Here is a 19,574-nt window from a genome sequence, read left to right as displayed (position 1 = left end):
AGCTGCCGACGCCTCACCCTGCCGGATATTTCCCGCCAGATGCCGCGCCGAACCGATAGATGGATTTAACAGTGACCGGGTCATTGCCGCTTATTCTCATTGATGCAGATATTCCGCGACAACAGGCCCTGGCGGCACGGCTACGCGCCAAGGGCCGCAGCCTCAGCACCCCGTCCGATACGCTGGCGGCACTAAGAGAGCTGGGCACGCTGCCGCACGCGGCACTCTTGCTCTCGCTTGCTCCGGGCAAGACGGACCCGATCGACGTGATCTGCCATGCCCGCCGTCAGCATCCCGACATGCCGGTGATCGCCCTTGCCTGCCCCGAGACATCGCACAGGATCGCGCCCGCCATTCGTGCAGGGGCTGCGCATTGCCTTATCCATCCGGTAACCGACAACGCACTGGAACATGCCCTCCTGACATCGCAGGGACGGCACGGCGCGCGCGATACCGTCGATGACGGGCCCCTCGCGGGCTTTGACGGCACTTCTCCTCCCATGCAAGGCGTCTACAGCCGTATCCGGGCCGCTGCCCGCACCCGTGTGCCGGTGCTGATTTCGGGGGAAAGCGGCACCGGCAAGAAGCTGTGTGCGCAGGTGATCCATCTTCGCTCCACCGCCCGCAGAGGCGCATTCCTGGCTGTCGACTGCCGCGGCACCGAGGAAGCGGCGCTTGAGGCTGCAATCAACGGCCACCTGGATCGGCATGCAGGTGGCACCTTGTTCCTGGAAGATGTCAGCGCGCTGTCGACGGCTGCGCAACTGACGCTGACGCGCATCCTCAACCGCCTGGAAGCCAGCTTCGCGGCACCCGAGCTGCGCATCGTCTGTTCCATGCTGCACACACCCTCACCCGAGGCGGACCCAGCCCCGTCCTTGCGGCCGGATCTACTGCACCGCCTTCAGGTCTTGCCCATCGCCATGCCCCCGCTGCGCGAACGCACCGCCGATATTCTTGCGCTGTGCGAGGCCGGGCTGTGCCGTTTCTCAGCCGAGGCCGGGCGCGCACCGGCCCAGATCACGGCCTGCGCGCTCGAATGCCTTCAGGCCCATCCATGGCCGGGCAATGTACGGCAATTGCTGAATCTGCTCCGTGCGCTGACCACGCTGGAGGACAGCCCCCTTCTTACGCGCGAAACCCTTCCCGATGATATTCGCAACCCGCCGCGGGCCTCGCCGGGCGGGCAGTCCGGGTTTGCCGGCCAGACCATGGCACAGATCGAACGCGCGGTGCTCGAGGATACGATCGCGCGGCACGATGGCTCGGTTCCCCGTGCAGCGCGCGAACTGGATCTGGCACCCTCGACGATCTATCGCAAGATGACCGGCTGGCGCAGCGCCGAGTAGCGATCAGGCGAACTGCTCGCGCATCAGACGCTCTTCAAGGCCGTGGCCGGGATCGAACAGGATGCGATGCTGAACCTGCGGCTCGGACCGGATCTCGACCCACAGCACCGGCTGGACCGAGCGGCTGTCGGCATCGGCCATCACCGGGCGTTTGCCATGTTCCAGCACGTCGAAACGCACCACCGCCGTATTGGGCAGGATCGCCCCTTGCCAGCGGCGCGGGCGGAAGCTGGCGATCCCCGTCAGCGCCAGCACGTCCGAACCGATCGGCAGGATCGGGCCGTGGGCGGAATAGTTGTAGGCCGTCGATCCCGCCGGGGTGGCAAGGATCGCGCCATCGCAGACCAGCTCCTCCATCCGCACCCGCCCGTTGACCGAGATGCGCAGCTTGGCCGCCTGCGGCCCCAGACGCAGCAGCGACACCTCGTTGATCGCAAGGGCGTTGTGGATATGTCCGTCCTCGGTCATCGCGCGCATCGCCAGCGGATGGATCACCGCCTCTTCCGCCGTGGCAAGCCGTTCGGGCAGGCCCTCTTCGGAATAGTCGTTCATCAGGAACCCGATGGTGCCGCAGTTCATGCCATAGACCGGCAGGCCGGTGCCCTCGTGCAGGGTTTGCAGCATGAACCCGTCCCCGCCAAGCGCCACGATGACATCGGCCGCATAGCGCGGCACCTGCCCGTAGCGCGCGGTCAGCCCGGCAAAGGCCATCTGCGCCGTTTCGCTGCCCGATGCGGCAAAATGGATATGCTGCATTCCGCCCATCCCCCTGCACAGGTTTCTTTTGAACGTGTCGCAAGCGCGGATCGGAAACACAAGCGCGAAAGCCCGCCCTCAGGACGCGCCAAATCGCGCCTTGGTCGCTTTGAGCGCTTCCGGCCCCCGGAATTCTGCGATAAACGACCCCCGAAACCCCTTGCAGGAGATGCCAATGACCTCGCAGCGCGATGCCGGATTCTTCACCGAAAGCCTTGCCACCCGTGACCCCGAGCTGTTCGGTTCGATCCGCGACGAACTGGGCCGTCAACGCGACGAGATCGAGCTGATCGCCTCGGAAAACATCGTCTCCGCCGCCGTGATGGAGGCGCAGGGGTCGGTCATGACCAACAAATATGCCGAAGGCTATCCGGGCAAGCGCTACTATGGCGGCTGCCAGTTCGTCGACGTGGCCGAAAACCTGGCGATCGACCGCGCCAAGGCGCTTTTCGGCTGCGACTTCGCCAACGTGCAGCCGAACTCCGGCTCGCAGGCCAACCAGGGCGTGTTCAACGCGCTGCTGAAACCCGGCGACACGATCCTGGGCATGAACCTTGCCTCGGGCGGGCACCTGACCCATGGTGCTGCGCCGAACCAGTCGGGCAAGTGGTTCAACGCGATCCAGTATGGCGTGCGCAAGCAGGACTCGCGCATCGACTATGACGAGCTCCGCACCCTTGCCAAGGAACATAACCCCAAGCTGATCATCGCCGGCGGCTCGGCCATTCCGCGCCAGATCGACTTTGCCGAATTCCGCAAGATCGCGGATGAGGTCGGCGCGTGGCTGATGGTCGACATGGCGCATTTCGCCGGTCTCGTTGCGGGCGGCGCGCATCCCTCGCCCTTCCCCTATGCGGATGTGGCCACCACCACCACGCACAAGACGTTGCGCGGCCCGCGCGGCGGCATGATCCTGACCAACAACGAAGAGATCGCCAAGAAGGTGAACTCGGCCATCTTCCCGGGCATCCAGGGCGGTCCGCTGATGCACGTCATCGCCGCCAAGGCCGTCGCCTTCGGCGAGGCGCTGCGCCCCGAATTCAAGGTCTATGCCAGGCAGGTCATCGCCAACGCGCAGGCCCTTGCGGATGAGCTGATGAAGGGCGGGCTCGATATCGTGACGGGCGGCACGGATACCCATGTCATGCTGGTGGACCTGCGCCCCAAGGGTGTGAAGGGCAACGCCACCGAGAAGGCGCTTGGCCGCGCCCATATCACCTGCAACAAGAACGGCATCCCGTTCGACCCCGAAAAGCCCACCGTCACCTCGGGCGTGCGTCTGGGCACCCCTGCCGGCACCACCCGCGGCTTCGGAGAAGACGAATTCCGTGAGATCGCCCGCCTGATCGTCGAGGTCGTCGACGGGCTTGCCGCGAATGGCGAAGACGGCAACGCCGCCGTGGAAGAGGCCGTGAAGGCCAAGGTCGCGGCCCTGTGCGCCCGCTTCCCGCTTTACCCCAACCTCTGAGCGGGCAGACATCGTAAACGGCCGGGGGCGCGCTGCGTCCCCGGTTTTTTTATGGCGCGATCAACCCGCGCCAGAGGGCAAATCCCGCAACCGCGCCCCCCGTCACCAGAAGCGCGAAGACCACCGAGGCCGAGATCGACAAAAGCAGCCCGCGCAGCCGTGCGCCCGCACCAAGCGGCTGCAAATAGGCCATCGCGGCGTCATGGGCCCTGGTGATGCGGGCGGGGTCCATCTGGCGCAGCACCTTGGGGGCACGCGCGCGTTCCTCGGCCACGGCCAGAACCAGAATCGCGCGGCGCACCGGACGGGGAAGCGCCCGCGACCGCGCGGCAAGCTTGGCGCGCAGATCCTTTCCGCGCGCGCCCAGCCGCTGCTCCATCAACCGGGAAACCTGGCCGGTCATCCGCTCCAGGGTGATGGGGTCCATCCACGCCTCCTTCGATCGGGGGCGAGCCTAGCCGCGTGATCGGAGGCTTGCAACGGGTCTGGCGCGCGGCCGGGTGCTGCGCTAGTTTCGCGCCATGCTGAACACCCAACTTCACGGAACCGCCACGTCAGAACCCCCGCTCGTGATCGTGCACGGGCTGTTCGGGTCTGCCCGCAACTGGGGCGTGATCGCCCGCCGCCTGTCGCAGGACCGGCTGGTGATCGCGGTCGATCAGCGCAACCATGGCGACAGCCATTGGGACCCGGCGCATAGCTATGCCGACATGGCCGCCGATCTCGCCCATGTCATCGCCGAACATGGCGGGCAGGCCGATGTCCTTGGCCATTCGATGGGCGGCAAGGCGGCGATGCAGCTTGCCCTGACCGATGGCACCTGCGTCCGACGGCTGACCGTGGCCGATATCGCCCCGGTCGCCTATGGCCATTCCCAAAACCACCTCGTGCGCGCGATGAAGGAACTTGACCTGAGCGGGCTCGACCTGCGCTCCGAGGCGGACCGGCGCCTCTCTGCGACGGTGGCCGATCCGGGCGTCCGCGCGTTTCTGCTGCAATCGCTTGACCTGAAATCCGATCCGCCGCGCTGGAAGCTCAACCTTGATGTCCTTCAGGACGAGATGGACGGGATCACCGGCTGGCCGGACACACCGGGCGTGTTCGACGGCCCCGCGCTGTTCGTCGCCGGGGCGCAGTCAGATTATATCCTGTCCGAGTACCACCCGGCGATCCTGGCACAGTTTCCAGCCGCACGGTTCAGCACGATCGAAGGCGCGGGCCACTGGCTGCACGCCGAGCGCCCGCGCGAATTCGAAGCCGTGGTACGCGACTTCATCACCGCGTAAGGCATCCGGGCCTAATCGGCCGGGCGCTTCATCCGGCCGATCAGATTATTTCTGAGCACGAACTGATGATAAAGCGCGCCCGCGATGTGCAGCCCGACCAGAAGCATCAGAAGCGCTTTCATGATCTCATGCGCCTCGGCCGCCGGGCGGACATCCATGAACCACGCCAGCCCGCCAGACAGCGGCAACAGCAGCATCAGGGCATAAAGCAGCCCATGTGTCGCCTTCGCCACGAGCTTGAGCGCGGGGGCTTCCTCTTCGGGCGGAGGCGGAGCGCCATGCCGGACGCGCAGTGCGATACGCCAAAAGACGAGGATGGCAATCAGGATCCCGCCAAACACATGCTGCGCGACCAACGGGTCAAACGTGATTTCCCGCCCTTCGACATAGGCGCGCCACGCGCGCGAAATGCTGTCATTCAGAACATACTGCAATAGGATCAGCAGCGCGACGATCCAATGCAGCCCGATCTGTGTGATCGAGTATCCTTTGGGCTGGGTCATATCGATTCTCCGGCAATCAGACGTCATATCCACAAGCATAACGTGGAATGCGCCCGTTTCCGTCGAGGCTCAGGCGTTATCGTTGATTTGTTTTGCCACAAGCCATGCGACCGGCAGGCCCAGAAGGAACCCGACAGCCGCCGCCACGATAACGGACTGGGTGTTGATCATATTCATCGCCAGGACCGCGGTGACAAGGATGCCGGCAAGCGTCGGGCCGGCAAGTGCGTACATGATGCTGAAAAGGCGAAACATACTGGACTCCTTCGGGTCTCGATCGTTCAGGCCTTGTGCACCAGAAAATTCCCGGCGCGGCCTTGATCTGGGTCAGAAACCGTGTGCGGGCCGTGCGGCGGGGTGTCGCACACCGCCGGCGGCGGCGGCACATGCCAGCTGAAACCGCGCCTCCCCCGTATCGCCCGGCAGTGAGGGCGAGGCCCATCCCCCACGCGCGGGGCCCTGCACGGCGCAGCCGGATGCCATTTCGGCCGCACGCTGCATAAGGGCGGGCACCGGATCGCGTTCCGCGCGCCGAAGATAGCCCAGCCGGATCACCTCGGCCCTGTCGTCCTTGACGAAGACGGCAAAGCGATACCCCTCAAGGCTGATGTCATGACGCACCGCACCAAAGAACCTGGGCGCCGGAGAGGCGCATCCCGTCAGGACAAGAAGGACAAGGGCCAGGTATCGCATTGCGCCAGACTGCGCAGCCCATGGTTAAAAATCCGTTACCGCCCCTGGCCCTGATGATCCAGGTCATGACGCCGGCCCCGGCAGGGTGCTAGACTTTGCCGATGGCTTTGGGAGGAAGTGCCATGATCAACATCGACGACATACTCGACATGTCCAGCCTGACACGGGACGAGATCGAGGCCATAGCCGAGCACGAGCATCTGGGCCGGGTGCGTGCCACGGCCCTTGCGGAATACATGATGCACTTGCCCAAGGGCGCGCAACAGGTACAGTTGATGATCTGCGAGGATATCCGCGAGGCGTTGCACCGTGACGATCTGGACCATGCGCGCGACCTGTGGGCGACACTGAGGGAATTCATCGCAACCCATCCCGAAGCTCAGCGCGGCAATGCCTGAGCGGCGACGGGACACCAAGGACAAACAGGCCGCGCCCAAGGAGACATGCCGATGAAAGCAACCCTGACCGCCCTGGTCGCGCTTCTGGCGCTGACCGCTTGTGAAACCGTGAAAGGGGCCGGCCGCGATATCGAATCCGCGGGCAGCGCCCTCTCGTCCGAGGCAAGCAAGGCGCAGTCCAGGCTGTGATCCTGCTGCGGGCGGCCTGCGGGGCGGGCTGCCCGCAACATGAACAACGCTCATGATTTTCATTAGGATTATGAGTTTTCCTTGAGGTCCGGCATGGCCTAGATGTGTCCCGCCCCCGCCATGTCAGGACACGACGCCATGCCCCTTCCCCGATCGCCCGTTTTCGACCAGCTTGCACAGGCCGCGCGTGAACGCATCCTGATCCTTGACGGGGCGATGGGCACGCAGATCCAGAATCTTGGCCTGAGCGAAGAGGATTTTGCCGGGCACGGGTCAGGCTGCGCCTGCCATCATGGCGCGGACCAGCCGCAAAAGGGCAATAACGACCTGCTGATCCTGACCCAGCCGCGGGCCATCGAAGAGATCCATTTCAACTATGCCATGGCCGGCGCCGATATCGTCGAGACGAACACCTTCTCCTCGACCACCATCGCGCAGGCCGATTACGGCATGGAAGGCGCGGTGCACGACCTGAACCTGCACGGCGCGCGGCTGGCGCGGCGCGCGCTGGACCGCGCCACCGCGATCGACGGACGCCCGCGCTTCGTGGCGGGCGCCCTGGGGCCGACGAACCGCACCGCCTCGATCAGCCCGGACGTGAACGATCCGGGCTTCCGCGCGGTTACCTTCGACGATCTGCGCCTTGCCTATGCCCGGCAGGTCACGGGCCTGATCGAAGGCGGCGCGGACATCCTCCTGATCGAGACGATCTTCGATACGCTCAACGCCAAGGCCGCGATCTTCGCCTGCGAAGAGGTCTTTGCCCGGACCGGGCTGCGCCTTCCGGTGATGATCTCGGGCACGATCACGGACCGCTCGGGGCGCACGCTGTCGGGCCAGACGCCGACGGCCTTCTGGCACTCGGTCCGCCATGCCGATCCGTTCACCATCGGGCTGAACTGCGCGCTTGGCGCGGCCGAGATGCGCGCCCATCTGGCCGAGATCGCGGGCGTGGCCGACACCTTCACCTGCGCCTATCCCAATGCGGGCCTGCCCAACGAGATGGGCGCCTATGACGAAAGTCCCGAGGCGATGGCCGCGCAGATCGCCGAATTCGCGCGCGACGGGCTGGTGAATGTGGTGGGCGGGTGCTGCGGCTCGACCCCCGCGCATATCCGCGCCATCGCCGAGGCCGTGGGCGGCCAGGCGCCGCGCGCCCTGCCCCGGCCCGCACGCCGGATGCGCCTGTCGGGGCTGGAGCCCTTCACCCTGACCCCGGACATCCCCTTCGTGAACGTGGGCGAGCGCACGAATGTCACCGGCTCGGCCCGGTTTCGCAAGCTGATCACCGCCCGGGACTATGCCGCCGCACTGGAGGTCGCGCGCGACCAGGTCGAGAACGGGGCGCAGATCATCGACGTGAACATGGACGAGGGGCTGATCGATTCACAGGGCGCGATGGTCGAGTTCCTCAACCTCATCGCGGCCGAACCCGATATCGCCCGCGTGCCGGTGATGATCGACAGCTCAAAATGGGAGGTGATCGAGGCGGGCCTGAAATGCGTTCAGGGCAAGCCCGTGGTGAACTCGATCTCGCTGAAGGAGGGCGAGGAAAGCTTCCTGCGGCAGGCCCGCCTTGCACGTGCCTATGGCGCGGCGGTCGTCGTCATGGCCTTCGACGAAAGCGGCCAGGCCGATACCGAGGATCGCAAGGTCGAGATCTGCTCCCGCGCCTACCGGCTGCTGACCTCGGAGGTGGGTTTCCCGCCCGAGGACATCATCTTCGACCCAAACGTCTTCGCCATCGCCACCGGCATCGAAGAACATGACAATTACGGGCAGGATTTCATCCGCGCGGCGGCACGCATCCGGCACGATTGCCCGCATGTCCACATCTCGGGCGGGGTGTCGAACCTGTCCTTCAGCTTCCGCGGCAACGAACCCGTGCGCGAGGCGATGCACGCGGTGTTCCTCTATCACGCCATTCAGGCCGGCATGGACATGGGGATCGTGAATGCGGGCCAGCTTGCGGTATATGACCAGATCGACCCCGACCTGCGCGAGGCCTGCGAGGATGCGGTGCTCAACCGCGCGCCCCGTGCGGGCGGCACCGCGACCGAGCGGCTGCTGGAGATCGCCGAACGGTTCCGTGGCGCAGGCGCGGGCCCCGCGCGCGAAAAGGATCTGCAATGGCGGGCGCTTGCGGTCGACAAGCGGCTGGAACATGCGCTGGTCAACGGCATCACCGAATTCATCGAGGCCGATACCGAAGAGGCACGCCTTGCCGCCGCGCGCCCGCTTGACGTGATCGAGGGGCCGCTGATGGCGGGCATGAACGTGGTGGGCGACCTGTTCGGCGCGGGCAAGATGTTCCTGCCGCAGGTCGTCAAATCCGCGCGCGTGATGAAGCAGGCGGTGGCGGTTCTGCTGCCCCATATGGAGGCCGAAAAGGCCGCGAATGGTGGCCGGCAGGCGGCGGGGAAGGTGCTGATGGCCACCGTGAAGGGCGACGTGCACGATATCGGCAAGAACATCGTCGGCGTCGTTCTGGCCTGCAACAATTACGAGATCATCGACCTTGGCGTGATGGTGCCCGCGCAAAAGATCCTCGAGGTCGCGCGCGACGAGAAGGTGGATATCATCGGGCTGTCGGGCCTGATCACGCCCTCGCTGGACGAGATGGTCCATGTCGCCACCGAAATGGAGCGGCAGGGCCTTGACCTGCCGCTGCTGATCGGCGGGGCCACCACCTCCAAGGTGCATACCGCGGTCAAGATCGCGCCGCGCTACCTGCGCGGGCAGGCGCTTTACGTCACCGATGCCAGCCGCGCGGTGGGTGTCGTCTCGGCGCTGCTGTCGCCCGAGCAATGCCGCGACTATGTGGCCTCCGTGCGCGCGGACTATACCGAGGTCGCCGCCCGCTACGCCCGCAACGAGCGCGAGAAATCCCGCCTGCCGCTGGAGGCCGCGCGCGCCAACGCGCTGCGCATCGACTGGCAGGGCTACCGCGCCACGAAACCCGCCTTCCTTGGCACCCGCGTGCTGGAAAACTGGGATCTGGCCGGGCTTGCGCGCTATATCGACTGGACCCCGTTCTTCCAGACATGGGAGATGAAGGGCGTCTATCCCCGCATCCTTGAGGATGAAGCGCAGGGTGCTGCGGCGCGTGCGCTGTTTGCCGATGCCCAGGCCATGCTGGGCCGGATCATCGAAGAGGGCTGGTTGCGGCCGCGCGCAGTTCTGGGGTTCTGGCCAGCCAACGCGGTGGGCGACGACATCCGTCTTTATACCGACGAAAGCCGCAGCGAGACGCTGGCCGATCTGCACACCCTGCGCCAGCAGGTGGCCAAGCGTGACGGCCGCCCCAATGTCGCGCTGTCCGATTTCGTGGCGCCCGAAGGCGCGGGGCCCGATTATGTGGGCGGCTTCGTCGTCACCGCGGGCGCCGGGGAATACGCGATCGCCGAACGCTTCAGGGCCGCGCATGACGACTATTCCGCGATCCTCGTGCAGGCCCTTGCCGACCGCTTCGCCGAGGCCCTGGCCGAGCGGCTGCACGAAGAGGTGCGGCGCGACCACTGGGGCTATGCGCCCGATGAGAGCTTCACCCCGCAGGACCTGATCGGCGAGCCTTATGACGGGATCCGGCCCGCGCCGGGCTATCCCGCCCAGCCCGATCACACCGAAAAGGCCACGCTGTTCCGGCTTCTGGATGCCGGGCGCAATGCCGGAGTGGAACTGACCGAAAGCATGGCGATGTGGCCCGGCGCCTCGGTCTCGGGCCTCTATATCGGCCATCCCGACAGCTATTATTTCGGCGTCGCCAAGGTCGAGCGCGACCAGGTGGCCGATTATGCCGCGCGCAAGGGCATGCCCGTGGACGAGGCCGAACGCTGGCTGGCCCCGGTCCTGAACTACGTTCCGGGCAGCGCGCCCGCACAGGCGGCCGAATAAGCACCCCGGCGGCGCGCAGCGCGTCGCCCCTTCCAACCGGGGGGCATTTCCCCTACATAGCCCCGAACCCTTTTGCGGCACGAGGTATTGCGATGGCGTCCTATCAGTATGTCTACCACATGGATGGTGTTTCGAAGACCTATCCGGGCGGCAAAAAATGCTTCGAGAATATCCGCCTGAACTTCCTTCCCGGCGTGAAGATCGGGGTGGTCGGCGTCAACGGCGCGGGGAAATCCACGCTTCTGCGCATCATGGCCGGGATCGACAAGGATTTCACCGGCGAGGCATGGGCCGCCAAGGGCGCCAAGGTCGGCTACCTGCCGCAAGAGCCGCAGCTTGACGAGTCGCTTGATGTGCGCGGCAACGTGATGCTGGGGGTCGCGGCGAAACAGGCCAAGCTGGAACGCTACAACGAACTGGCCATGAACTATTCGGACGAGACCGCAGAGGAAATGGCCACCCTTCAGGACGAGATCGACAGCGAGAACCTGTGGGATCTCGACAGTCAGGTCGACGTGGCGATGGAGGCCCTGCGCTGCCCGCCCGACGATGCCGATGTCAGCACCCTTTCGGGCGGCGAACGGCGCCGGGTCGCGCTGTGCAAGCTGCTTCTCGAAGCGCCCGACATGCTGCTGCTGGACGAACCGACCAACCACCTCGATGCCGAAACCATCGCCTGGCTGCAAAAGCACCTGATCGAATACAAGGGCACGATCCTGATCGTCACCCACGACCGCTATTTCCTGGACGACATCACCGGCTGGATCCTTGAACTCGACCGCGGCCGCGGCATCCCCTATGAGGGCAACTATTCGGCCTGGCTGGAGCAGAAGGCCAAGCGGCTGGAACAGGAAGCACGCGAGGACAAGGCCCGCCAGAAGGTTCTGGAACGCGAACTGGAATGGATCCGCGCCGGCGCCAAGGCGCGGCAGGCCAAGCAGAAGGCGCGGATCAATGCCTATGAGGAAATGGCCAGCCAGTCCGAGCGCGACAAGCTTTCGCGCGCACAGATCATCATCCCCAACGGCCCGCGCCTTGGCAGCAAGGTGATCGAGGTCGAGGGCCTGTCCAAGCATTACGGCGACAAGCAACTGATCGAAGGGCTGTCCTTCAGCCTGCCGCCGGGCGGCATCGTGGGCGTGATCGGCCCCAACGGCGCGGGGAAATCGACGCTGTTTCGCATGCTGACCGGGCAGGAACAGCCCGACAACGGTGCGATCAGCTATGGCGACACGGTGAAGCTGTCCTATGTCGACCAGTCGCGCGATGCGCTCGACCCGAACAAGACCGTGTGGGAGGAAATCTCGGGCGGGGCCGAGCAGATCGAGCTGGGCGATGCGCAGATGAACAGCCGGGCCTATTGCTCGTCCTTCAACTTCAAGGGCGGCGATCAGCAGAAGAAGGTGGGTCTGCTGTCGGGCGGGGAACGCAACCGCGTGCATATGGCCAAGCTGCTGAAATCGGGCGGCAACGTGCTGCTTCTGGACGAGCCGACGAACGACCTGGATGTCGAGACGCTTCAGGCGCTCGAGGCCGCGCTGGACGATTTCGCGGGTTGCGCGGTCATCATCTCGCACGACCGTTTCTTCCTTGACCGCCTGTGCACGCATATCCTCGCCTTCGAGGGCGAGGCCCATGTGGAATGGTTCGAGGGCAACTTCGAGGCCTATGAGGAAGACAAGATCCGCCGGCTTGGCCCCGATGCGGTGGAACCCAAGCGCGTGAAATACAAGAAATTCACGCGCTGAGCCCCGGCGTCGCCCGGCGCAGGGATATCGGAAGGCCGCGCCCTGCGGGGGCGCGGCCTTTGCATTGGCTCAGAACTCGATCACCTGGATGATCTTCGCCTTCGGCTGATCGGCGCGGCGCACGCTCAGCGCCTTGCGGGCGGTGCCAAGCGTGCCGGGCAGCGCATTCTCGATCTGGGCAAGATGCGCGTCCGAAACCCGCTCGGCCGCGCAGGCGCCCGTGCTGTTCCACAAGCTGCGCGAAATGGACCCCGCCACGGCCGAGGAAATCGCGCGGGGCGCAAGGTCGTTCGGCTGCACGTCCCCCGCCGCGATCAGCGTCTTGATCGCCTCGGCGGCCACCTCGGCGCTATCGGCGAAGGTCATGTCGCGCACGGCCTCTTCCGCAGGCGTCGCCGCCCCGTCATTGAGGCATTTGCGCGCCGTGAACAGCCAGTCATGCACCATATAGGCCGGGGCATAGCCCCAGGGCGAAAAGCCGTTGAAGACCTGCGCAAGCTGCGGAACCGAGCCGCCATCGGTATACATGATCTGCGGGCGGATCTGCTGCACGGTCGCGTCGGGATTGTTGCGCGTGAAGGTCAGCGGGTTCTTCGAGGGAACATAGACGAAGCTGCCATCGCCCATCCCGTCCTGCGTCTCGCCCACCCACATGACGATCACCGAGCCGTCGAACCGCCCCACCGGGGCGGCGTCGTAATCCACAAACCCGCAGGCGGGCAGCATCGTCAGGCCAAGAACGGCAAGGCAGCGCATGGGCGTCTCCGCATCCGGTTGACCCATGCTAGCGGATCGGGGCAGTTTCGCAAAGCAGGCGCTGCAGCCGCAGCCGCACAAGTGGTCTTAACCCTGCAAGGAGTGCCAGGACATGCACAGGATCGCCCGCCTTCTGACGCTTTGCCCCGATCTCGCCACGGCCCGCGCCATCGCGCAGGCCCTGCTGGAGGCGCGGCTGATCGCCTGCGCGAATATCGGCGCCAAGGTCGAATCGCATTATCTGTGGAACGGCACGCAGCAGAACGAGCCCGAAGTGCAGCTCTGGCTCAAGACCCGCGAGGATCTGGTCGAACGGGCCTTCGCCGCGATCCGCCGCCATCACCCCTACGAGGTGCCGATGATCGCGGCCGACACGATCCGCGTGAATGCCGATTATGCGGCCTGGGTAAACGAAACCACCCTCTGAACAGCAGAAGGGGCGCGTGCCCCACGCGCCCCTTTCAGGTCTGCATCCCGAATGGATCGGGTGAATTATGTCATGATTGTGGCCATCCGGCCCTGCCCGCGGCGCGAGACAAATGTGACCGGATCATGGCGCGACATCGCCCGATTACGCGGCGTTTCACCACCTCCGGCGGTCAGGCTGGAAAGGGCGTTGGTCCGCCCGGCACGCGCTTTTTCAATGAAATTGGTCATTTCCAGAGTTCCCTTCTGTTGATCCGTTTGGCGTCCCACGGTCGCCACATTTGCGCCATACAACTTACGATTGTATCAAGAAGTGTCCGAAAGATGGCGCAGGCGGGGCGGAATTGTGTCACTTGAAGGGCGGAAACAAGGCATCCTTCGGTGCAAACAACAGTCCAGTCCATCGGGGCGTTTATTGTTCCAACATCAGCAACAATGCAGGCGCCATCCCCGCATTGCCAGCGGTCCGGCAAGACGCTCTACCGTTGCGTGTATTGCGGAATGCGAATCGCCTCGTGCCGGGGAGCCACCCCCGGCACGGCAATCAAAATGTCAGAAAGTTTAGCGCGCCCAGTCCCAGGCGACGGCAAATTCGCCCAGCTTGCGGGCCAGGGCCTCTTCATCGGGGGTGCCGGTGGTCGCAACCTGTGCAACGAGACCACGCTTCTTGTCCTCGACGACAGCGACGACATGCGCGGCGATCCCGGCCTCGGCCAGCGTGGCATTCAGAACGCGGGTGATGGCGCGCTTGCGCAGATCGGGCTTGAAAATCTTGCCCACGGCGGTCTTGGGCAATTCCTCCATCACCTCGATATGCTTGGGAATGGCGGCCCGCTCGTGAATATGCTTGCGGGCATGTTCGACCAGTTCGGCCTCGGTGACGGTACTCCCCGCGACCAGTTCGACATAGCAGCAGGGCAGTTCGCCCGCGAAGCTGTCGGGCTGACCGATGGCACCCGCAAAGGCGACCGCCGGATGGCTGAGCATCGCATCCTCGATCTCGGCGGGGTCGATATTGTGCCCCCCGCGAATGATCAGATCCTTCGCCCGGCCCGTGATCCACAGATAACCATCCGCGTCGATGCGCCCCAGATCGCCCGTGCGCAGGAAGCGGTCCTCGGCGAAAAGGTCATGGTTCTTGTCCGCCTCGGTATAGGTCGAGCCTTCGAAGACGCCCGGATTGGCCACGCAGATCTCGCCCACCTCGTCGGTGCCGCATTCGGCAAAGCTGCCATTCGTGCGCTTCAGGATACGGACATGGGTATAGGGCAGCGGAATGCCGACCGATCCGACCTTCTTCATTCCGTCGACCGGGTTGCACGACACAAGGCAGGTTGCCTCGGTCAGCCCGTAGCCTTCGGCGATCTCGACCCCGGTCGCGGCCTTGAAGCGGTTGTAAAGCTCGATCGGAAGCGGCGCCGAGCCCGAAATCGCGGTCTTCAGGCTGGAAATATCGGCATTGACCGGGCGTTGCATCAGCGCCGCGATCGCGGTGGGAACCGAGATCAGGAACGTCACCTTCCAGCGTTCGACCAATTTCCAGAAATTGTCGAACACCCCATCGCCGCGATACCCCGCCGGTGTGGGGAAGACCACATGCGCCCCCGAGGCGATCGCCGACATCAGGATCGGATAGGCCGCGAAGACGTGAAACAGCGGCAGCGGGCAGATCAGCACATCGGTTTCGTCGAACAGAAGCTGCGCGCCCAGCCAGCCGTTATAGATCATGCCGGAATATTTGTGCTGCGCGACCTTGGGCATCCCCGTGGTGCCGCCGGTGTGGAAATAGGCCGCCACCCGGTCGCCGCGCGCATCCTCGAAGGTCAACCGGTCGGCGGGCATCTTCGCGGCCTCGGCGCCATAGGCAAAAACGTCGGCCTTGTGCTCGACCGGGTTCTTCGGGCGCACCAGCGGCACGATCCAGCTTTTGGGCGGGGTGAGGTAGCGGTTCAGGTCGACCTCAAGCACGGTTTTGACATTTGGGGCGAACTTCACTGCCTCGGCCGCCTTCTGGGCCACGTCGGTCTTGGGGAAGGCCCTGAGCGTGACCAGAACCCTGGCGTTGGTTTCGCGCAGGATGGCGCTGATCTGTTCGGGCTCCAGAAGCGGATTGATCGGGTTCACGATCCCCGCCGTCGAGCCGCCAAGCAGAACGACCGCCGTTTCAAGGCAGTTGGGCAGCAGATAGGCGACGGTGTCGCCCGGCCCCACGCCAAGCTTGCGAAAGAGGTTGGCGGATTGCGTCACGCGGGCATGAAGCGTGGCCCAGTCGATGGTCTCGGCCTTGTCGCCGGGACCCGACAGGATCTGGAAGGAAAGCGCGGGGCGATTGGCAAACCGGTCCTTTGCGCGCGTCAGGAATTCGTAGATCGTTCCGGCACGGTCCCGCGCCGCCCACGGCATCTCCTGTTCGACAAAATCACGATCGGCAATGGATGCGAATTTCGGCATCGGTTTTCCTCCCCTGGCATCCGTTCCTCGGCGGACGTTCGCACAAGCATGTGCAAAACCCTGCGGCACGGCAAGTGCCGCGGCACGCCGAAACGTCACGTCACCGGGTTCTGACGCAGGGGAATCGCGCCCCGGCCGGGGCCGGGGCGCGCGCATCGGGCGAAGGGATCAGGCCTTGCCGCCGGGGATGCGCAGCACCTGGCCCGGATAGATCTTGTCGGGATGGGACAGCATGGGCTTGTTCGCCTCGAAGATCTCGGGGTAGCGGTTGGCATTCCCAAGCGTCTTCTTGGCAATCGCCGAAAGCGTGTCGCCCTTGACGACGGTGTGGAAGACCGCGTCGGCGGTATCTTCGTCGGCATCCGTCTCGACCGAGGCCACGCCGGAGACGTTGCCCACCGCAAGGATGATCTTTTCCTTGGTCTCGGCATCGACGGCCTTGCCCGAAACGACGACCTTGTCGCCCTCGACCTTGAGATCGACGCCCTTGGCATCAAGCCCAAGCTCTTTCAGTTCGTGGCGCAGCACGTCTTCCTTCGGGGCCTCGGCCGCTTCGGCCTTGGACCCGAACAGCGATTTTCCCGCGTCTTTCACAAAACTCCACATTCCCATTTTTACGCTCCTTCGGCAGGGACGGCCCCCGACATGGGCGCCTGTGGTGCGATCTTGCGGCAGCACGGCCGGATTGGACAGGGGGAAATTTTACCCCGGACGCCGCTTAGCCGTCGGAGCCGGCGGTGAATTGCAGCCGCGCAAGGCGCGCATAAAGCCCGCCTTCTGCCACCAGCGCGTCATGCGTGCCCTGCGCGACGATGCGGCCCTCGTCGAAGACCACGATGCGGTCGGCCTTCTTCACGGTGGCCAGGCGGTGGGCCACGATGATCGTAGTTCGCCCGACGGCAAGCTTCTCGACTGCGGCCTGCACCTCGCGTTCAGAGGCCGCATCCAGCGCCGAGGTCGCCTCGTCCAGCAGAAGGATCGGCGCGTCACGCAGGATCGCGCGGGCGATGGCGATGCGCTGTTTCTGCCCACCCGACAGCATCACGCCGCGTTCCCCCACATAGGTGTCATAGCCTTCAGGCAAGGCGGCCAGGAACTCGTGCGCATGGGCGGCGCGGGCGGCGTCCTCGACCTCGCGGTCCGAGGCGTCGGGGCGGCCGAAACGGATATTCTCCCGCGCGCTTGCGGCAAAGATCACCGGGTCCTGCGGTACAAGCGCGATGGCGCGGCGGAAATCGGCGCGCGCCAGATCGCGCAGGTCGTAGCCATCCACCGTCACCTTGCCGGTCTCCGGATCCCAGAAGCGCAGGATAAGCTGGATGACCGTCGTCTTGCCCGCCCCCGAGGGACCGACAAGCGCCACCGTCTCACCCGGCGCGATGCTCAGGTCCACATGGTCGAGCGCCGAGACATCGGGCCTGCTGGGATAATGGAACGATACGTCCTGAAACTCGATGCGTCCGGCGGCCGGGATCGGCAGCGGAACGGGATGCGCTGGGTCGGACACCGTGTCCTCGGCGCCAAGCAGTTCCACCAGCCGCTCTGTCGCGCCGGCGGCGCGCTGCAACTCGCCCCAGATCTCGGACAGGGCGCCGACCGAACCCGCGACCATCACGGCGTAGATCACGAATTGCACCAGCTCGCCCACGCTCATGGCGCCAAGGCGCACGTCGCGCGCGCCGACCCACAAGACGCCCACCACCCCGGCAAAGACGAGGAAGATCACGATCACCGTCATCACCGCGCGGGTGGTGATCCGCTGGCGCGCGGCGTCGAAGGATTTCTCGGTCACATCGGCGAAAGCATGGCGCGTCTCGGCCTCGTGGGTGAAGGCCTGCACCGTCTGCGCCGACAAAAGCGCCTCGGAGGCCGAGCCGGAGGAGCTGGCGATCCAGTCCTGGTTCTGGCGTGACAGCACGCGCAGGCGGCGGCCCAGAACGACGATCGGCACGACCACGGCAGGCACCACCAGCAGCACCAGCCCCGTCAGCTTGGCCGAGGTCAGCAGCAGCATCGCCATGCCGCCGATCAGGATCAGCAGGTTGCGCAGCGCCACCGACACCGACGAGCCGATGACCGAAAGGATCAGCGTGGTATCGGTGGTGATGCGGCTGATGATCTCGCCGGTCAGGATACGCTCGAAGAAGGCCGGGCTCATGCCCAGAACGCGGTCGAACACCGCCTTGCGGATATCGGCCACCACACGCTCACCCAGCCGCGTGACCAGATAGTAGCGCGCGCCCGTGCCAAGCGCCAAAAGCCCCGCAATCATCAGGGCTGCGGTGAAATACTGGTCCAGCAGCGCGGCACCTTCGGAAAAGCCGTCCACCACGCGGCGCACCGCAAGCGGCAAAATCAGGCTGATCGAGGCGGTCAGCACCAGCGCGCCAAGGGCCGCGAAGGCAAAGGCCCGGTAGGGCGCGACGAACGGAACAAGCCCCCTGAGCGCGCCGATCCGTTTCGTGGTCGGCCGGTCGACGGCCGTGTTTTCTGCCCTGCGTGCCATGCGTCTTCCCCATAGGTCCGGGCTGTGGTTTAGGGGCTGACGCCCCAAGGGGCAAGCACCTAGTCCCTAAGCCCGCCGCGGCAACGGGCAGCACCCCGCGCCCCGGCGCATCTGGTGCGGGCGGCCGGACTCGAACCGGCACGGGCTTGCGCCCAAGGGAGTTTAAGTCCCATGCGTCTACCATTTCGCCACGCCCGCACGTCGCCTTGGCTAGCCGATGCACCGCGAAGCGGCAAGTGTGACGCAGCCCCCCGGGGTTGATCGGGCACCGTTCATGGCCACATCTTCTTGCAGGACTTCCCGCGTGGCATCCGCCACGGCAGCAAGGACAGGAGTGGATCATGGACATCCGATTTGAAGGCAAGACCGCAATCGTTACCGGTGCGGGATCTGGCATAGGGGCGGCTATCGCCGAGGAACTCGCCGAGGGTGGCGCAACCGTCATTGTGGCCGATCTGGACAAGGCCCACGCGCAAGGCGTGGTGGAGGCGATCACGGCCGCCGGCGGCCGCGCGATCGCCTTTGCGGGCGATGTGGCAAAGCCCGAAGATGTCGCGGCGATGGTGGCCTTTGCGGTCGAACAGACGGGCGCGCTGCATCTTCTGGTGAACAATGCCGGCATCGGCGGGCCGTCGGCACCGACCGGGGAATACCCGCTGGACGGCTGGAAGAAGGTGATCGACATCAACCTGAACGGCGTCTTCTACGGCATGCGCTATGGCATCCCCGAAATTGCCAAGGCGGGCGGTGGTGCGGTGGTCAACATCGCCTCAATTCTCGGCTCGGTCGGGTTTTCGGGGGCACCGGCCTATGTGGCCGCCAAGCATGGCGTGGTGGGCATGACCAAGAACGCGGCCCTTGAGCATGCCGCCCAGGGGGTGCGCGTCAACGCCGTCGGCCCCGGCTTCATCCGCACGCCACTGGTCGAGAACGCGCTTGACCGCGACACGCTGAAATATCTTGAAGGCCAGCACGCCCTCAACCGTCTGGGCGAGCCGCGCGAGGTGTCCGCACTGGTTGCCTTCCTGTTGTCGGACCGGGCAAGCTTCATCACCGGCTCCTATCATCTGGTCGATGGCGGCTACACCGCCAGATAAGCCCGCGGTTCCGGGGCCGGCCGCACAAGACCCTCTGGCCTTGGCCCCGGAACC

General features: G+C 65.3%; 19 protein-coding genes and 1 tRNA gene. 9 read left to right on the top strand and 11 right to left on the bottom strand.

From position 1 onward, the window contains the following. Positions 1-59: 59 nt before the first annotated feature. On the top strand, positions 60-1,349 hold the full coding sequence (locus tag AC4PTO_RS02825) for a sigma-54-dependent transcriptional regulator (RefSeq protein WP_492731656.1): 1,290 nt from the start codon (positions 60-62) through the stop codon (positions 1,347-1,349). A 3-nt stretch (positions 1,350-1,352) separates the two neighbouring features. Here the strand turns inward: AC4PTO_RS02825 and AC4PTO_RS02820 are convergent, their stop codons facing one another. Further along, on the bottom strand, positions 1,353-2,105 hold the full coding sequence (locus tag AC4PTO_RS02820) for an NAD kinase (protein ID WP_492731654.1): 753 nt from the start codon (positions 2,103-2,105) through the stop codon (positions 1,353-1,355). A 175-nt stretch (positions 2,106-2,280) separates the two neighbouring features. Between AC4PTO_RS02820 and glyA the strand changes: the two genes are divergently transcribed. Continuing rightward, positions 2,281-3,573 (top strand): serine hydroxymethyltransferase, encoded by a 1,293-nt coding sequence (gene glyA, locus AC4PTO_RS02815; protein WP_492731652.1) that lies wholly within the window; start codon positions 2,281-2,283, stop codon positions 3,571-3,573. Positions 3,574-3,622: 49 nt separating this feature from the next. On the opposite strand, the gene AC4PTO_RS02810 is transcribed toward glyA, so the two are convergent. Further along, positions 3,623-4,000 (bottom strand): hypothetical protein, encoded by a 378-nt coding sequence (locus AC4PTO_RS02810; RefSeq protein WP_492731651.1) that lies wholly within the window; start codon positions 3,998-4,000, stop codon positions 3,623-3,625. Between the two features lie 94 nt (positions 4,001-4,094). On the opposite strand from AC4PTO_RS02810, the gene AC4PTO_RS02805 reads away from it, so the two are divergent. Then, positions 4,095-4,859 (top strand): alpha/beta fold hydrolase, encoded by a 765-nt coding sequence (locus tag AC4PTO_RS02805; protein ID WP_492731649.1) that lies wholly within the window; start codon positions 4,095-4,097, stop codon positions 4,857-4,859. Positions 4,860-4,870: 11 nt separating this feature from the next. On the opposite strand, the gene AC4PTO_RS02800 is transcribed toward AC4PTO_RS02805, so the two are convergent. From AC4PTO_RS02800 to AC4PTO_RS02790, 3 genes are all read right to left on the bottom strand, one after another. After that, positions 4,871-5,362 (bottom strand): cytochrome b, encoded by a 492-nt coding sequence (locus AC4PTO_RS02800; protein ID WP_492731647.1) that lies wholly within the window; start codon positions 5,360-5,362, stop codon positions 4,871-4,873. A gap of 69 nt (positions 5,363-5,431) precedes the next feature. Then, positions 5,432-5,617, bottom strand: coding sequence for a hypothetical protein (locus AC4PTO_RS02795; RefSeq protein ID WP_492731645.1), 186 nt, complete (start codon positions 5,615-5,617; stop codon positions 5,432-5,434). A gap of 72 nt (positions 5,618-5,689) precedes the next feature. Then, positions 5,690-6,055 (bottom strand): hypothetical protein, encoded by a 366-nt coding sequence (locus AC4PTO_RS02790; protein WP_492731643.1) that lies wholly within the window; start codon positions 6,053-6,055, stop codon positions 5,690-5,692. Positions 6,056-6,177: 122 nt separating this feature from the next. Between AC4PTO_RS02790 and AC4PTO_RS02785 the strand changes: the two genes are divergently transcribed. The 4 genes from AC4PTO_RS02785 to ettA all read left to right on the top strand — a co-directional run bounded on the left by AC4PTO_RS02785 (position 6,178) and on the right by ettA (position 12,284). Next, positions 6,178-6,453 (top strand): hypothetical protein, encoded by a 276-nt coding sequence (locus tag AC4PTO_RS02785; protein WP_492731641.1) that lies wholly within the window; start codon positions 6,178-6,180, stop codon positions 6,451-6,453. 51 nt (positions 6,454-6,504) lie between these two features. Continuing rightward, the gene (locus AC4PTO_RS02780; RefSeq protein ID WP_492731639.1) at positions 6,505-6,642 is read left to right on the top strand and encodes an entericidin A/B family lipoprotein; all 138 of its coding nucleotides are present in this window, start codon (positions 6,505-6,507) and stop codon (positions 6,640-6,642) included. 138 nt (positions 6,643-6,780) lie between these two features. Then, complete coding sequence (gene metH / locus AC4PTO_RS02775; RefSeq protein ID WP_492731637.1) at positions 6,781-10,536, top strand: methionine synthase; 3,756 nt, start codon at positions 6,781-6,783, stop codon at positions 10,534-10,536. Between the two features lie 92 nt (positions 10,537-10,628). After that, positions 10,629-12,284 (top strand): energy-dependent translational throttle protein EttA, encoded by a 1,656-nt coding sequence (ettA, locus tag AC4PTO_RS02770; protein WP_492731636.1) that lies wholly within the window; start codon positions 10,629-10,631, stop codon positions 12,282-12,284. Positions 12,285-12,353: 69 nt separating this feature from the next. Here ettA and AC4PTO_RS02765 read toward each other — a convergent pair whose 3' ends face one another. Next, the gene (locus tag AC4PTO_RS02765) at positions 12,354-13,040 is read right to left on the bottom strand and encodes a hypothetical protein (RefSeq protein ID WP_492731635.1); all 687 of its coding nucleotides are present in this window, start codon (positions 13,038-13,040) and stop codon (positions 12,354-12,356) included. A 112-nt stretch (positions 13,041-13,152) separates the two neighbouring features. Between AC4PTO_RS02765 and cutA the strand changes: the two genes are divergently transcribed. Continuing rightward, positions 13,153-13,467 (top strand): divalent-cation tolerance protein CutA, encoded by a 315-nt coding sequence (gene cutA, locus AC4PTO_RS02760; protein WP_492731634.1) that lies wholly within the window; start codon positions 13,153-13,155, stop codon positions 13,465-13,467. A gap of 65 nt (positions 13,468-13,532) precedes the next feature. Here the strand turns inward: cutA and AC4PTO_RS02755 are convergent, their stop codons facing one another. The 5 genes from AC4PTO_RS02755 to AC4PTO_RS02735 all read right to left on the bottom strand — a co-directional run bounded on the left by AC4PTO_RS02755 (position 13,533) and on the right by AC4PTO_RS02735 (position 18,621). Then, positions 13,533-13,697 carry a hypothetical protein gene (locus AC4PTO_RS02755; protein ID WP_492731633.1) on the bottom strand — a complete coding sequence of 55 codons (165 nt, stop codon included), beginning with the start codon at positions 13,695-13,697 and terminating at the stop codon, positions 13,533-13,535. Positions 13,698-14,027: 330 nt separating this feature from the next. Beyond that, positions 14,028-15,917 carry an acyl-CoA synthetase gene (locus AC4PTO_RS02750; RefSeq protein ID WP_492731631.1) on the bottom strand — a complete coding sequence of 630 codons (1,890 nt, stop codon included), beginning with the start codon at positions 15,915-15,917 and terminating at the stop codon, positions 14,028-14,030. A gap of 168 nt (positions 15,918-16,085) precedes the next feature. Next, complete coding sequence (gene lysM / locus AC4PTO_RS02745) at positions 16,086-16,529, bottom strand: peptidoglycan-binding protein LysM (RefSeq protein WP_492731629.1); 444 nt, start codon at positions 16,527-16,529, stop codon at positions 16,086-16,088. Between the two features lie 106 nt (positions 16,530-16,635). Next, positions 16,636-18,423, bottom strand: coding sequence for an ABC transporter transmembrane domain-containing protein (locus AC4PTO_RS02740; protein WP_492731627.1), 1,788 nt, complete (start codon positions 18,421-18,423; stop codon positions 16,636-16,638). A gap of 112 nt (positions 18,424-18,535) precedes the next feature. Continuing rightward, positions 18,536-18,621: transfer RNA gene (locus AC4PTO_RS02735), tRNA-Leu, on the bottom strand. Positions 18,622-18,764: 143 nt separating this feature from the next. Here AC4PTO_RS02735 and AC4PTO_RS02730 point away from each other — a divergent pair. After that, positions 18,765-19,520 carry an SDR family NAD(P)-dependent oxidoreductase gene (locus AC4PTO_RS02730; RefSeq protein ID WP_492731625.1) on the top strand — a complete coding sequence of 252 codons (756 nt, stop codon included), beginning with the start codon at positions 18,765-18,767 and terminating at the stop codon, positions 19,518-19,520. The last annotated feature ends 54 nt before the right edge of the window (positions 19,521-19,574 follow it).

The organism is Rhodobacter maritimus, assembly GCF_058747975.1.
This window is presented reverse-complemented; position numbering and strand designations above follow the sequence as displayed.

Excerpts from the sequence above, each read along its gene's own strand:
- AC4PTO_RS02825 (WP_492731656.1), top strand. The coding sequence starts at position 60 with ATGGATTTAACAGTGACCGGGTCATTGCCGCTTATTCTCATTGATGCA.
- AC4PTO_RS02820 (WP_492731654.1), bottom strand. The coding sequence starts at position 2,105 with ATGCAGCATATCCATTTTGCCGCATCGGGCAGCGAAACGGCGCAGATG.
- glyA (WP_492731652.1), top strand. The coding sequence starts at position 2,281 with ATGACCTCGCAGCGCGATGCCGGATTCTTCACCGAAAGCCTTGCCACC.
- AC4PTO_RS02810 (WP_492731651.1), bottom strand. The coding sequence starts at position 4,000 with ATGGACCCCATCACCCTGGAGCGGATGACCGGCCAGGTTTCCCGGTTG.
- AC4PTO_RS02805 (WP_492731649.1), top strand. The coding sequence starts at position 4,095 with ATGCTGAACACCCAACTTCACGGAACCGCCACGTCAGAACCCCCGCTC.
- AC4PTO_RS02800 (WP_492731647.1), bottom strand. The coding sequence starts at position 5,362 with ATGACCCAGCCCAAAGGATACTCGATCACACAGATCGGGCTGCATTGG.
- AC4PTO_RS02795 (WP_492731645.1), bottom strand. The coding sequence starts at position 5,617 with ATGTTTCGCCTTTTCAGCATCATGTACGCACTTGCCGGCCCGACGCTT.
- AC4PTO_RS02790 (WP_492731643.1), bottom strand. The coding sequence starts at position 6,055 with ATGCGATACCTGGCCCTTGTCCTTCTTGTCCTGACGGGATGCGCCTCT.
- AC4PTO_RS02785 (WP_492731641.1), top strand. The coding sequence starts at position 6,178 with ATGATCAACATCGACGACATACTCGACATGTCCAGCCTGACACGGGAC.
- AC4PTO_RS02780 (WP_492731639.1), top strand. The coding sequence starts at position 6,505 with ATGAAAGCAACCCTGACCGCCCTGGTCGCGCTTCTGGCGCTGACCGCT.
- metH (WP_492731637.1), top strand. The coding sequence starts at position 6,781 with ATGCCCCTTCCCCGATCGCCCGTTTTCGACCAGCTTGCACAGGCCGCG.
- ettA (WP_492731636.1), top strand. The coding sequence starts at position 10,629 with ATGGCGTCCTATCAGTATGTCTACCACATGGATGGTGTTTCGAAGACC.
- AC4PTO_RS02765 (WP_492731635.1), bottom strand. The coding sequence starts at position 13,040 with ATGCGCTGCCTTGCCGTTCTTGGCCTGACGATGCTGCCCGCCTGCGGG.
- cutA (WP_492731634.1), top strand. The coding sequence starts at position 13,153 with ATGCACAGGATCGCCCGCCTTCTGACGCTTTGCCCCGATCTCGCCACG.
- AC4PTO_RS02755 (WP_492731633.1), bottom strand. The coding sequence starts at position 13,697 with ATGACCAATTTCATTGAAAAAGCGCGTGCCGGGCGGACCAACGCCCTT.
- AC4PTO_RS02750 (WP_492731631.1), bottom strand. The coding sequence starts at position 15,917 with ATGCCGAAATTCGCATCCATTGCCGATCGTGATTTTGTCGAACAGGAG.
- lysM (WP_492731629.1), bottom strand. The coding sequence starts at position 16,529 with ATGGGAATGTGGAGTTTTGTGAAAGACGCGGGAAAATCGCTGTTCGGG.
- AC4PTO_RS02740 (WP_492731627.1), bottom strand. The coding sequence starts at position 18,423 with ATGGCACGCAGGGCAGAAAACACGGCCGTCGACCGGCCGACCACGAAA.
- AC4PTO_RS02730 (WP_492731625.1), top strand. The coding sequence starts at position 18,765 with ATGGACATCCGATTTGAAGGCAAGACCGCAATCGTTACCGGTGCGGGA.